Here is a 12125-nt window from a genome sequence, read left to right on the forward strand (position 1 = left end):
CCGGTGCTACAACCAATGCCCTCGATCGGCCGGTCTAGGACCACGAGATCGCAGGACACAGGAAGGAGACAGACTTCACATGGGGGACATACGCAGACGAGGTGCCGTCGTACTCGGCGTCACCGGACTGGTGGCGCCGCTCACGCTGGCGCTCACCTCCGCTCCGGCGCAGGCCGCGAGCTGCACCACCCAGGCGGGGCCGTACCAGAAGCAGGTGGAGAAGTTCCTCGGCCGGCCGGTGGACGGCAAGCAGTCCGCCGCCGACTGCAAGGCGATCAAGGCCTTCCAGGACAAGCACGGCATCACGCCCGACATCGGCTACGCCGGCCCCGTCACCTGGGGCGTGATGGACCTGATGAACAAGCAGAAGGCCGTCGGCAACAAGCCGAACAAGGACGGCAAGTGCCCCACCAACAAGGGGCGCATCGCCTGCGTGAACCTCACGCTCCAGCTCAGCTGGATCCAGGACGGCAACAAGCTGGTCTACGGCCCGGTCCCGGTCCGTACCGGCCGCAAGGGATACGTCACCCGCACCGGCCTGAAGAAGATCTACTGGCGTGACATCGACCACGTCTCCTCGCTCTACAACGTGCCGATGCCCTACAGCCAGTTCTTCGACGGCGGCCAGGCCTTCCACTCGGTGGGTCTCAGCATGTGGAACCCGCCGGGTTCGCACGGCTGCGTCAACATGACCACCGCGACCGCCAAGAAGTACTGGTCGCTCCTGAAGAACGGCGACGACGTCTACGTGTACGGCCGCAAGCCGGGCACCTGACGGCACCCGGCCCCGGCCGCCGCCCCGGTCAGCTCTCCGGGGCGTCCCCGAAGTCCGGGATCTCCAGCCTGGCCCCGCCCTGCCGCGCGGACTCGTGCGCGATGATGCCCGGCAGGGTGTAGCGGGCGGCGACCCACGCGTTGACCGTCGGCAGGGAGCGCGTGTTGACGGCCGTCACGAAGTCGTCGACCAGGAAGTGGTGGCTGCCCTCGTGCCCGTTGTGCAGCGTGTCGAACTCCCGCGGCAGCCGGGCCCGGTCGTGCACCGGTGCCGAACCGGAGGTGAAGGCCGCCCGCAGCTCCGGCGCGATGTGCTGGAGCGAGGGGTCGTCGGGCGACATGGTGGGCTTGGGCTCCAGGAGTTCGCTGATGTCCTGCACGCCCTTCTTGTCCTGCCACAGCGCCACCGTCGCCAGCTGCTCCATGCTGGCCTCGGTCCCGAAGAACCGGAAGCGCGATTCCCGGATGTGTGACGGGTAGCCGACCCGGCGGAACTCGTTCGTACGGAACGAACCGCCGCCCGCGACCTCGAACAGCGCGGTGGCGTTGGACACGTCGTTGCCGAACTGGCTGACGTCCTTGTCGAAGACACCGTCCCCGCGGTCGTCCACCACCCCGATCGCCGACACGCTCACCGCGTGCGTCTGCCAGGCGCCGAGCACCCCGCCCACCGCGTGCGTCGGGTAGAGCAGCGGGGGATAGCTGGCGGTCGCCTTCCAGTTCTCGCCGCCGCTGTAGCGGTACGCGTCGTAGAAGCCCAGGTCCATGTCGTGGACGTAGTCGCCCTCGGCGTAGAACAGCCGCCCGAAGGCGCCCTCGGCGATCTGGTTGCGGGCGTGCACGGTGGCCGGGTTGTACTGGCTGGTCTCGCCCATCATGTACGTCAGGCCGGTCGTCCTGACCGCGTCGATGATCGCCGCGATCTCCTCGGCGGTGATCGCCATGGGGACCGCCGAGTACACGTGCTTGCCCGCGTTCAGGCCCGCCAGGACCAGCGGGCCGTGCGTCCAGCGCTGGGTGAAGACCGCGACCGCGTCGACGTCCGCCGACTCCAGCATCGCCTCGTACGACGGGAAGGTCCCCGCCAGGCTCTGGGCGGCGGCGAGCTGCTCCGCCCGCTCGGGCAGCAGGTCGGTGACGTACACGTCGCCGACGCCGGGATGGGCCTGGAACAGGGTGGCGAACTGGCCGGAGAACTGGCCGGCGCCGACGATGCCGAGTGAGAAAGTCATAGTGGTTACTTTTGCTTCGGAAGAATCTCGCCGTCAAGGGGTGGGAGGAAGCGGGAGGGACCTCAGGAGAGCGCTTCTGCGGCGCACCCGGCGCACAGTAGGGTGGCCTGGTTACTTCAGTTACGGAAGAAAAGGGATGCCGTGTCCGACTGGCTGCCGCTGAGCCCCGCGGAGCGCTCCGTGGCGATCGAGGTGCTTGTGAACGGCCCGCTGTCGCGCACCGAGCTGGCCCGCCGGCTGAACCTCTCGCAGGGCAGTCTCACTCGCCTGACCAAGCCGCTCATCGAGTCCGGGCTGCTCGTCGAGACCCCGTGGTCGGGCGCCCCTGCGGAGGCGCGCCAGGGCCGCCCCTCGCAGCCGCTGGACGTGGTCGCCGAGTCCCGCTGCTTCCTCGGTTTCAAGGTCACCGACGAGACGGTGTACGGCGTCGTCACCACCCTCCGCAGCGACATCGTCGCCCGCCTCGACCGCCCTCTCGTCAGCCACGACCCCGAGCGGGTCGCCGACCTGCTGGCCGAGATGGCAGCGGAGCTGGCCGTCCGGCACCCGGCCGTCGCGGGCATCGGCATCGGCGTCGGCGGCTTCGTGCGCGAGCACGCGGTGGTCGGCGAGTCGCCCTACCTGCGCTGGCGTGACGTCCCGCTGGCCGAGCTGGTGGGCGGACGCACCGGGCTCCCGGTCGTGGTGGAGAACGACGTGGCCGCCCTGGTCGAGGCCGAGACCTGGTTCGGCGCGGGGCGGGGACTGGACCGCTTCGTCGTCCTGACCATCGGCGCCGGCATCGGCTACGGGCTGGTGCTCGGCGGCCGGCGGGTCCCGTACGCCGAGGAGGACCGGGGCTTCGGCCGGCACTGGATCATCGACCCGCTGGGCCCGCTGACCCCGGACGGCGAGCGCGGCAGCGCCGTGTCGCTGCTCACCATCCCCAGCATCCGCTACCAGATCCGGGCCGCCACCGGCCTGGACGCGTCCTACGAGGAGATCCTGGCGCGCGCCGCGGCGGGCGAGCCGATGGCCGCGCGGGTGATCGGCGAGGCCGGCCGGGCGCTGGGCACCCTGCTCGCGCACATCGCCAACTTCGTCGTGCCGCAGAAGATCCTGCTCGCCGGGGAAGGGGTCGGCCTGATGGAGGTGGCCGGGGACGCCGTGCGGGACACCCTCGGCGGCCACCGGCATCCGCTCGCCACGCCGGTCCACCTGGAGACCAAGGTCTCCGACTTCCACGACTGGGCCCGTGGCGCGGCCGTGCTGGCGATCCAGGTGCTGGTGCTCGGCGGGAACGGCGGCTGAACCGGCGTTCCCGTCCGGACGTCCGGCGGCGCCCGGAAGGCAACTCCGTTCTCCCCTCAGCTCATTGACGTGATGATGAACACGGTCCGTTATGTCCGTATCGGTCGTACTTACTCACGGCGCCTTCACGTCGACCGGCATATGCTTCACACCATGTCCACCACTGTTGAAGCCGTCACCGAGCGATCGGCCGACGAGGTCAACGAGGAGATCCGGGCCCTGTGGCTCCGGTCGGGCGGGACACTGAGCACCGAGCAGCGCGAGGAGTACCGGCGGCTCGTCCTCGAATGGGCGGCCGCGTCCCCGCACCAGCCGGACCAGGCGGCCTGACCGACCGTCCCGGGCGCCCGTCCGGACGGGCGCCCTTCTCGTAGCCCCGTGGGACCCGCCGCGGCCCCCGGCCCCGCCGTCAGCCCCAAGTCGCCGAGTAGTAGCGCTGGTACGCCTTGCGGTCCTGCTCCGCCCGGAAGTAACGGGTCGCGACCAGAGCGACCAGACTGCCCCCGATCACCAGCAGACCCGGACCGACGTTACGGGTGTCGGTGAGCTTGGCGACCAGGCTGGTGTCGTTTGAGCCGCCGACCGGCGCCGCCGAACCCGGTGAGGCCGCGCTCGGCGCGATCGCACTGTGGGTGGCCGCCCCCGACGGCGCGGGCGAGGCGCCCTGCCCCGCGGCCGCGTTCTGCGTCGACCCCGCCAACTGCACGTTCAGCGCCGCCAGCGCCCGCGTCACCGGCTGGAAGAACGTCACCCCGCCCGCGGTGCAGTCGCCGCTGCCGCCCGAGGTCACGCCCAGGGCGATGCCCTCGGAGAACAACGGGCCGCCGCTGTCACCCGGTTCGGCGCACACGTTCGTCTGGATGAGTCCGGTGACCGTGCCCTCGGGGTAGTTGACGGTCGCGTTGAGCGCGGTCACCGTGCCGTCGTGCAGCCCACTCGTGGAGCCGCTGCGGAACACCTTCTGCCCGACCGTCGGATCGGCCGCCCCCGTGATCCGCACGCCCTGGCCGTTGCCGATGGCGACCACGTCCGCGTTGTCACCGGCCTTCCCGGACGCGTACTGGATCAGTGAGAAGTCGTTGCCCGGGAACTGCGTGTTGATCGTGGTGCCCAGCTGCTGGTCGTTGCCCTGGCCCTCGTCGAACCAGACGGTGTTGGCGGGACCGCAGTGACCGGCGGTGAGGATGAAGTCGGTCTGTCCGTTGGTGACGTTGAACCCCGCCGAACAGCGGCCGCCCGTCGACAGGATCGGCTGTGCGCCGTTGAGCCGGGGCGAGAACGTGCCCTGGGAGCGCTGCATCTGCACGAAACCGCCGATGCCCGCGGCGACCCGGCTCAGGTCCGACCAGTCGGACGCGGACACCGTGGTGTCGGCCTCCACCATCACCCGGTTGGTCCGGTAGTCCACCGCCCACGCGGTGCCGGCCACCCGAGGTGCCGCGCGCAGCGCGGCGGTGGCCGCCTTCAGCTCGTTCATGCTGTGCGAGACCATCCTGGGCTCGGCACCCGCCCGTTTCACCGCCGCCGCGGCCTGCGCGTCGGTCACCGCGACCACCGGCTTGCCGTCGGCGCCGATCCAACTGCCCGCCGTGCGGGCCGTACCGAGCTGGGCCACCAGCGCGGCGCCGGTGTCACCGGCCCGTGCCGCGGAGCTGAACGGGACGGCGGCCGTACCGGGAGTCTCGCTCGCCATGGCCGTGGTGACCATCGCGCCTCCCAGAAGGAGTCCGCCGACCGCCGCCAGCTGCGTCCCCCGCCTGACGACCCGTCGTCGTGCGTGCCTCATCCATGGCTCCCGAAACCCCGAACGCGCGGTGTCGACACCGCGGGGCCCTCCGGTCGTCGAGCGCCCTGCTCTCCATACGGGGCCGGGCGCGACGGTGTTCACCACGACGGTGATCTTTGCGATCCCATGGGGGTACGACATGGCCTTCCGGGCGTGTTCCCGGGCACCTCCGGGCCGCCTATCTTGACCCCATGACCAGCATCGAGCAGGAGAACCCGGACGAACCGAACCCGTTGCGCGCGCTCACCCTCGACCGGCTGCGACGCCGTACCAGCATGAAATGGCGCACCTATCCGCAGGACGTGCTCCCGGTGTGGGTGGCGGAGATGGACGTGCCGCTCCCCGGACCGGTCGTCCGCGCGGTCACGGACGCGATGGCGCTCGGGGACACCGGCTACCCGGCGGGCACCGGCTACGCCGAGGCCCTCGCCGCGTTCGCCGCGAAACGCTGGGACTGGCACGGGCTGGACGTGGCCCGCACCGCGCTCGTGCCCGACGTGATGCTCGGCGTGGTCGAGATGCTGAAACTGGTCACCGGACCCGGCGATCCGGTGGTCGTCAACTCACCGGTGTATCCGCCGTTCTACCAGTTCATCGAGCACATGGACCGGCGAGTGGTGGAGGCTCCGCTCGGCCCCGGCGGGCGGATCGACCTCCACGTCCTCGCCGACGTGTTCCGCGGGCTCGGCGGCAGACCGGCCGCCCACCTGCTGTGCAGCCCGCACAACCCGACGGGCACCGTCCACACGGCCGGGGAACTCACCGCCCTGACGGAACTGGCGGACCGGTACGGCGTCCGGGTCGTCGCCGACGAGATCCACGCCCCGCTCACCGCGCCCGGCGTGGACTTCGTGCCGTATCTGAGCCTGCCGGGCGCCGAGCGCGGGCTGTCCCTCATGTCGGCCTCCAAGGCCTGGAACCTGGCGGGCCTGAAGGCCGCGGTCGCGGTCGCCGGACCCGGGGCCGCCGCCGACCTCGCCCGGTTGCCGGAGGAGGTGAGCCACGGCCCCAGCCATGTCGGCGTCATCGCGCACACGGCCGCCCTCACCGACGGCACCGCCTGGCTGGACGCCCTGCTCGACGGGCTGGACGAGAACCGGCGTCTGCTCGCCGGCCTCCTCGACCGGCATCTGCCCGCGGTCCGCTACCGGCCCGCGGAGGCCACGTACCTCGCCTGGCTCGACTGCCGAGCCCTCGGACTCGGCGACGACCCGGCCGGGGTCTTCCTGGCCCGCGGCCGGGTGGCCGTCAACTCCGGACTCCCCTTCGGCACCGGCGGCGCCGGGCACGTACGGCTCAACCTCGCCACCTCGCCCGAGGTGATCACGGAGGCGGTACGGCGGATGGCGGCCGCCCTGGTCTGAGGCACAGCGCCACGGAGCGCCCCCTACACTTCCGGCATGGACGACACCTCCGGGACCGACCTCGACCGGCTCGGCGCCGGCAAGTACCTGCTCGTCACGAGCTTCCGCAAGGACGGCACCCCCGTCCCCACCCCGGTCTGGGTGGTCCGGGACGGCGAGACGCTCGGCGTCTGGACCACCGCCGACTCCTTCAAGGTCAAGCGGATCCGCCGCCGCGCCGATGTCCGGGTCGGCCCCTGCGACCTGCGCGGACGGCCGACCGGCGACCCGGTCCCGGCCTCCGCCGAGATCACCGACGAGGCCACCACCGCCCGCTACCGCGGCCTCATCGCCCGCAAGTACGGCATCACGGGCCGCCTCACCCTGCTCGGCAGCAGGCTGCGGCGGGGCCGCGAGGGCACCGTCGGCATCCGGGTGACCCTGACGCCCTGAGGGTCCAACCCCCCCAGGGGGCCGGAGGCGTGGGACGCGTCCGGCGCGGCGAGGAGCGCTAGCAGGCGTCCAGCACCGTGCTCTCCGGCAGCGGACCGTCAGGCGGCGGCGTACCGTCGCCGCCGCGCTGCCCGACGCCGGGAGGTACGACGGTGGCCTGGTGGTGGTACATCCGCCAGCCGGCGGCCTCGTCGCGCTTGCGCCACAGGGAGCTGTGCCGGGAGCGGCGTTCGCCGAGGCGGGCCTCGAAGGTCAGCTGTACCAGCCCGGGGGCGAGCACGACCCCGGTGATGTCACCGGGCTCGTAGCGCGGGCCGTCCGACGACGCGCCGGCCCTGTCCGGGAGTCCGCCGAGTGCCTGCTCGTACGTGTACCGGCGGCCGGACGCGCCGACCTCCACGAATTCCGCATCGAGCAGTTCACCCGCGAGCTCCCGCGAGGCCCGCACCTCGGGGTCCATGAGCCGCAGCTCGCCCGCGATCGCCGCCTCCACCTGGGCCGATTCCTCGCTCATGGACGCATTCTGGCCCAGGCCGCCCGCTGCCGCGCAACCGGATTCCGCGGCGTCAGCTCCAGGCCCGGTACGGCTCGTCGAGCAGTTGGAAGACGGGCTCGCCCCGCACCGGGTCCTTGGCCGTGGAGAGCTTGACCCGGTCACCGCTGTGGATGCCGATCGGCGGCCCCATCACACGGCCCCGCACGACGAACCCCTCGGCCATCTCGATCAGGGAGACGTTGCGCGCGGCGGGCGTGTTGCGGTGCACCACCGTGGAGTGGCGGACCGTACCGGCGCCCTCGCTGCGCTCCGTGCGCAGTTCGCTGCCCTGGCAGACCGGACACAGCAGGCGGTGGTACATGGCGGTGCCGCACCAGGTGCAGCGCTGGAAGACGATGGCGTCCTTGTGGTGCTCCGCGGTGCGGTGTTCCGCGGGCGCGGGGGCGAGAACGCTCGTCGCGAATCCGACCGCCGACTGCGCGGCGCTCGCTGAGTGGTGGTACACGCTGGTCAACTCCCTGCGCTCGCCCGGAATCACGAATCGCGCATGCCCGGACCCGGCCGCGCACGCATGTGCCCGGTTCGTCGTGCCACCGTGCACGCCGTCAGCGTATGGCACTCAGTGCCAACCGTAAAGGCACTGCGTACCCCAAAATTGCGAGGATTCCGGGGACGGCCGCCGGAAGCCGGGGCCGTCAGCCGCGGCCGAACGCGGCTTCGATCTCCTGCACCACCCGCCACAGCGGGGCGTCCCGCCGGGAGACCAGGACGACCACGTCGTCCGGATGTCCGGTGGGCCCGCCGAACAGCGCGGCCGGCGTTCCGCCGGCGGCCCCGGGGGCGGCCTCGGCGCCGAACGCGGTCTGGACGTACCCGAGGGCGTGGTCGACTGTCGCCGCCGCGTCGCCCTCGCCGTCCGAACGCAGCCAGGAGCGCAGCGCGTTGTTGTGCGCGGCGACCACGGCCGCCGCGACCACGTCCGCGCGCAGCGTCCCGTCCGGGCGGCCGGCGTACCGGCCCCGCAGGTATTCGGCCAGCGCGCGCTCGTAGCGCCACACCACCGACAGTTCGTACGCGCGCAGCCCCGGGACCCGCCTGGTCAGCCGGTAACGCTGGACCGAGAAGGTCGGGTTCTCCGCGTACATCCGCAGCACCAGCCGCGCCGCGTCGCACACCCGCCGCACCGGTTCGCACTCCGGGGCGCTCGCCGCCAGGAAGCCGGTCATGTCGGCCAGGCAGCCCTCGTGGTCGGGGAAGACCACGTCCTCCTTGGAGGGGAAGTACCGGAAGAACGAGCGCCGTCCGACCCCGGCCAGGGTGACGATGTCGTCGACGGTCGTCTGCTCGTAGCCGCGCTCCAGGAAGAGCCGGAAGGCCGCTGCCACCAGGGCGTCCCGCATGGGCGGCTTCACGGACGGCGCCGTGTTGCTGGAGCTCATGGACGCGAACGTAGCACTTCACCGCAGCTCATGGCACTCAGTGCACACACAGCGGGGAACTGAGTGCCCTCCGCCTTCGCGGGTTAGCAGCGGATGAACCGGTGGGGCGGTCCCGCCGTATGTGTTCCCGGGGATCGCGGACGTCCCGCGCGCACGGGACGTGGAAGGAGAGCAGTGTGTCGACACCGCCCGACCCTGAGCAACCGCACCGCGGGCCGGTCCTGGAACCGGTCCGAGTCCTGCGCCCTCGCCGCCTCGACGCTCTCGCGGAGCTGATGCGCGAGATCCGGGAGGAGGCGGAGGCCGACGAGAAGGCGAGGGAGGCCGGCCGGCGGACCGGGAAACAGCCCGGGAAGGAGTCCGGTCCGACGGGCTTCGAGGCCTTCCCCGGGGAGTGCCGGCCCGACGCCGGCACGGAGGACGACACCCAGGAGCTGCCGCCGGTCCCGGACGGCCCGCGCTCCGCGCGCGGCGGCCACGGCGCCGGCTCCTCGCACGCCTTCGGCTTCGGCCCGGGACTGCGCCGGGCCGCCGCCCTGGTGGCCGTCGGGGCCGCCGCCCTGGTCGGCTTCGGCTGCGCTCTCCTGTTGCCCGGCCGCGAGGGCACCGCCGAGGCCGCCCCGTCCGCCACCCCGTCACCGGCGGTCACCGCGCCCGCCTCGGACACCTCCACCGACCCCGACGGCGCCGGCACCCTCCGCGAGGGCGCCAGCGGCCCGGAGGTCGTCGACCTGGAGCAGCGCCTGCTGCGCATCCCCGACGTCTACCGTGACGGCTCCACCGGCGGAACCTACGATGCCGCGCTCACCGCGGCCGTGGAACGCTTCCAGATCTGGTACGGCATCAGCGGCGACGAGCGCGGTGTCTACGGCGACGACACCCGCCGCGCCCTGGAGTCGCGCACCGGCCCGGTGGACGGCTGACCGCCCCGGCCCGGGCTACGGCTCGTCCGTCGCAGGCACCCGGATGTCCAGCACGCAGACGTCGTCGCGCAGTTCGCCCTCCAGCATCGTGGCGAGCAGCTCGTCCAGGGACCCGGGCTCGGGGGTGCCGACGGCCTCGGCCAGGCGGCCCAGGCCCAGGTCGACGTCCTCACCGAGCCGCTCCACCAGCCCGTCGGTGTACAGCAGCAGCCGGTCGCCGGGCTCCAGCTGGAACTCGGCGGACTCGTAGACCGGGTCCGTCGAGGCCCCGAGCAGCATGCCGTCGGGGCGGTCGAGCCGCCGGACCTCGCCCCCGCGCACCAGCAAGGGCGGCAGGTGACCCGCCTGGGCCCAGACGAGCCGCCGCCCGGCGGGCTCGTACCGGGCCAGGACGAGGGTCGCGGTGGACTGGCTGTCACGCGAGTGCAGGAGCAGGAAGTTCAGCCGGGCGAGCGCACCGGTCAGCGAGGAGCCGGTGGTCACCATGCCCTTGGCGGTGAACCGGAGCTGGGCCATCGTCGCGATGGCGTCGACACCGTGGCCCGCCACGTCGCCGACGACGAACAGCGCGGAGTCGTCGGGAAGTTCGATGGCGCTGAACCAGTCGCCGCCCACGTGCACCCCCGCCTGCGCGGGCAGATAGGCGACCTCGACCCGCAGTCCGCACAGCTCCACCGGCCCGCCGGGCAGCGGGAGCAGGGCGTGCTGGAGCCGGATGCCCAGGGCGCGCTCGGCGTCCAGGACGCCGCGCTGCACCAGGATCGCCCGTTCGCTGTCCACCAGGGCGAGTTCGGCGCTGCGCTGCGCGGTGAGGTCCTGAACGAAGCCGTGCACCTCGACGACCATGCCGTCCACGGCGGTCACGCCCTCCGCCACGGCCCGCAGATGCCGTACCGCGTTCCCGGTCCTGATCCGGAAGGGGACATCGAACGGCCGTCCGGTGCGGGCGAGTTCGGCGACCGCACGGGCCAGCGCGTGGGCGTCCTCGGGCAGCACCAGGTCCGGCAGCAGGTCCAGCGCGACCGGTCCGCGTCCCGGGTCGCGGTCCAGGATCGTGTACACCTGGGGCGACCAGTGGACCTGACGGGTGAGCAGGTTCCAGTTCACCCAGCCGAGGTTGCCCAGCCGCTGCATGTCCGCCAGACGCTGTTCCTGGCGCCCCTCCAGGTCGTGCCGCTGCCAGGTCACCAGCAGTCCGTCGCCGAGCCGGGAGGCCCGCACCGAGTAGGCGGCACGCACGGTCGTCCCCGCGACGGCCTCCTCGTGGACGTAGGGCTCGCCCTCGTACGGTTCTCCGTCGAGGGCCTTGAGGTACCCCTGCCAGAGCGACTCCCCGGCGACGGAGGGATAGCTCTCCAGGATGTGCGCGCCGACCAGCTCGCGGCCGCTGCGGCCGAGGATGTCGACGGCGTTCGGGGTGGCCGCCTCGATGCGGTAGTCCTCCACGTCGCCGGCGAGGGTGCGCAGCGGGGTCAGCAGCACCGTCGCTCCGGGCAGTGCGTCCAGCACCGACTGCACGGTCCGGGAGAAGCCCGGGGCGGGCGGCTCGGACGGGGTGCCGAGGGCGGCGAGCCGGCCCGCGCACAGTCGCGCGACGGCCCGCAGCAGCCCGCGTTCCTCGGGATCGAAGACCGCGGCGGTCCGGCGCAGCACCCCGAGGGTCACGCCGGCCGCGTCCCCGGTCGTGACCGGCAGCCAGGCCCGGGACGGCCAGCGCCCCGGCGGCTCGTCGATGAGCCGGTACCGCTGCCGGTCCTCGGCGAAGTGCTCCAGCCACAGGGGCTCACCGGCCCTTAGGCTCTCCAGCGGGGCGAACCCGTTCAGCGGCGGCACCCGGCGCCACTGGGCGGCGAGCGTCGCGTCGATGCCGGCGTACCCGATGAGGTCCAGGCCCTGGCCGGGCGGCCGCCGGTAGAGCAGCACCGCGTCCGCGCCGGCCTCGGCCGCCAGGTGAGCGAGGAGGGAGCCGGCCAGCTCCTGCGCGGAACCGACGTGTACCAGGGCCGTGCCGAGGCGGCCGAGTGTTCCGGCGGTGCCGGGCGGGGCGGGTGCCTTGCGGGGCGATGCGAGTGCGGGGGGTTCGGTGACGGGATCGCCGGCCGGGGGCGCGGCGGGTATCAGGGCGCCGAGGGTGAGCCAGCACTCCTCGAGCAGCGTGCGCCGGCCGGCCCGGGCCCGTTGCGCAAGCGTTTCGTGCGCGGCGTCGGGGGAGCAGCCCGAGGCAGCCATCAGGGCGCCCGTGGCCCGTTCCACCACGGCGTCGGCGGCCGCCTGGTCCCGCAGCCGGTTCATCTCGGCGCGCTGCCGGGCCACGATTTCGGCCAGGGCCGCCGGGTCGGCGCCGGATCCGGTGCCGACAGGCGGTGCCTGCTCGCTCGTCACGGATCGA

The 12125-nt window shown here is 72.8% G+C and carries 12 protein-coding genes; 6 read left to right on the plus strand and 6 right to left on the minus strand.

Features of this window, described 5'->3' with window-relative positions; genetic code table 11:
• The first annotated feature begins 79 nt into the window (after positions 1–79).
• Positions 80–775 (plus strand): L,D-transpeptidase family protein, encoded by a 696-nt coding sequence (locus ACFXI4_RS09215; RefSeq protein ID WP_362727340.1) that lies wholly within the window; start codon positions 80–82, stop codon positions 773–775.
• 28 nt (positions 776–803) lie between these two features.
• On the opposite strand, the gene ACFXI4_RS09220 is transcribed toward ACFXI4_RS09215, so the two are convergent.
• Entirely contained in the window at positions 804–2006 is a 1203-nt protein-coding gene (locus tag ACFXI4_RS09220) for a Gfo/Idh/MocA family protein (protein WP_384989070.1), read from the minus strand.
• A gap of 141 nt (positions 2007–2147) precedes the next feature.
• Here ACFXI4_RS09220 and ACFXI4_RS09225 point away from each other — a divergent pair, with 141 nt between their 5' ends.
• Positions 2148–3296, plus strand: coding sequence for an ROK family protein (locus ACFXI4_RS09225; RefSeq protein ID WP_384989071.1), 1149 nt, complete (start codon positions 2148–2150; stop codon positions 3294–3296).
• Between the two features lie 141 nt (positions 3297–3437).
• Positions 3438–3626 carry a hypothetical protein gene (locus ACFXI4_RS09230; protein WP_352219089.1) on the plus strand — a complete coding sequence of 63 codons (189 nt, stop codon included), beginning with the start codon at positions 3438–3440 and terminating at the stop codon, positions 3624–3626.
• A 79-nt stretch (positions 3627–3705) separates the two neighbouring features.
• On the opposite strand, the gene ACFXI4_RS09235 is transcribed toward ACFXI4_RS09230, so the two are convergent.
• The gene (locus tag ACFXI4_RS09235) at positions 3706–5082 is read right to left on the minus strand and encodes a S1 family peptidase (RefSeq protein ID WP_384989072.1); all 1377 of its coding nucleotides are present in this window, start codon (positions 5080–5082) and stop codon (positions 3706–3708) included.
• A gap of 191 nt (positions 5083–5273) precedes the next feature.
• On the opposite strand from ACFXI4_RS09235, the gene ACFXI4_RS09240 reads away from it, so the two are divergent.
• The gene (locus tag ACFXI4_RS09240) at positions 5274–6446 is read left to right on the plus strand and encodes an aminotransferase class I/II-fold pyridoxal phosphate-dependent enzyme (protein WP_362732545.1); all 1173 of its coding nucleotides are present in this window, start codon (positions 5274–5276) and stop codon (positions 6444–6446) included.
• A gap of 36 nt (positions 6447–6482) precedes the next feature.
• A complete protein-coding gene (locus ACFXI4_RS09245; protein WP_384989073.1) occupies positions 6483–6878 on the plus strand; it encodes a PPOX class F420-dependent oxidoreductase in 396 nt (131 codons plus the stop codon).
• 58 nt (positions 6879–6936) lie between these two features.
• On the opposite strand, the gene ACFXI4_RS09250 is transcribed toward ACFXI4_RS09245, so the two are convergent.
• The 3 genes from ACFXI4_RS09250 to ACFXI4_RS09260 form a co-directional block, all read right to left on the minus strand.
• On the minus strand, positions 6937–7392 hold the full coding sequence (locus ACFXI4_RS09250; protein ID WP_384989074.1) for a DUF4440 domain-containing protein: 456 nt from the start codon (positions 7390–7392) through the stop codon (positions 6937–6939).
• 52 nt (positions 7393–7444) lie between these two features.
• Positions 7445–7879, minus strand: coding sequence for a zinc ribbon domain-containing protein (locus tag ACFXI4_RS09255; RefSeq protein WP_362732632.1), 435 nt, complete (start codon positions 7877–7879; stop codon positions 7445–7447).
• 190 nt (positions 7880–8069) lie between these two features.
• A complete protein-coding gene (locus ACFXI4_RS09260) occupies positions 8070–8813 on the minus strand; it encodes a TetR family transcriptional regulator (RefSeq protein ID WP_384989075.1) in 744 nt (247 codons plus the stop codon).
• A gap of 176 nt (positions 8814–8989) precedes the next feature.
• Here ACFXI4_RS09260 and ACFXI4_RS09265 point away from each other — a divergent pair, with 176 nt between their 5' ends.
• The gene (locus ACFXI4_RS09265; RefSeq protein WP_384989076.1) at positions 8990–9736 is read left to right on the plus strand and encodes a peptidoglycan-binding protein; all 747 of its coding nucleotides are present in this window, start codon (positions 8990–8992) and stop codon (positions 9734–9736) included.
• Positions 9737–9751: 15 nt separating this feature from the next.
• On the opposite strand, the gene ACFXI4_RS09270 is transcribed toward ACFXI4_RS09265, so the two are convergent.
• Positions 9752–12118, minus strand: coding sequence for a SpoIIE family protein phosphatase (locus ACFXI4_RS09270; RefSeq protein WP_384989077.1), 2367 nt, complete (start codon positions 12116–12118; stop codon positions 9752–9754).
• Positions 12119–12125: the final 7 nt, after the last annotated feature.

The sequence above is a fragment of the Streptomyces sp. NPDC059224 genome (assembly GCF_042754285.1).
Classification (GTDB): domain Bacteria; phylum Actinomycetota; class Actinomycetes; order Streptomycetales; family Streptomycetaceae; genus Streptomyces.

What these genes read in the sequence shown, in the direction of transcription:
- ACFXI4_RS09215 (WP_362727340.1), top strand. Translation starts at nt 80, where the DNA reads ATGGGGGACATACGCAGACGAGGTGCCGTCGTACTCGGCGTCACCGGA.
- ACFXI4_RS09220 (WP_384989070.1), bottom strand. Translation starts at nt 2,006, where the DNA reads ATGACTTTCTCACTCGGCATCGTCGGCGCCGGCCAGTTCTCCGGCCAG.
- ACFXI4_RS09230 (WP_352219089.1), top strand. Translation starts at nt 3,438, where the DNA reads ATGCTTCACACCATGTCCACCACTGTTGAAGCCGTCACCGAGCGATCG.
- ACFXI4_RS09235 (WP_384989072.1), bottom strand. Translation starts at nt 5,082, where the DNA reads ATGAGGCACGCACGACGACGGGTCGTCAGGCGGGGGACGCAGCTGGCG.
- ACFXI4_RS09240 (WP_362732545.1), top strand. Translation starts at nt 5,274, where the DNA reads ATGACCAGCATCGAGCAGGAGAACCCGGACGAACCGAACCCGTTGCGC.
- ACFXI4_RS09245 (WP_384989073.1), top strand. Translation starts at nt 6,483, where the DNA reads ATGGACGACACCTCCGGGACCGACCTCGACCGGCTCGGCGCCGGCAAG.
- ACFXI4_RS09250 (WP_384989074.1), bottom strand. Translation starts at nt 7,392, where the DNA reads ATGAGCGAGGAATCGGCCCAGGTGGAGGCGGCGATCGCGGGCGAGCTG.
- ACFXI4_RS09260 (WP_384989075.1), bottom strand. Translation starts at nt 8,813, where the DNA reads ATGAGCTCCAGCAACACGGCGCCGTCCGTGAAGCCGCCCATGCGGGAC.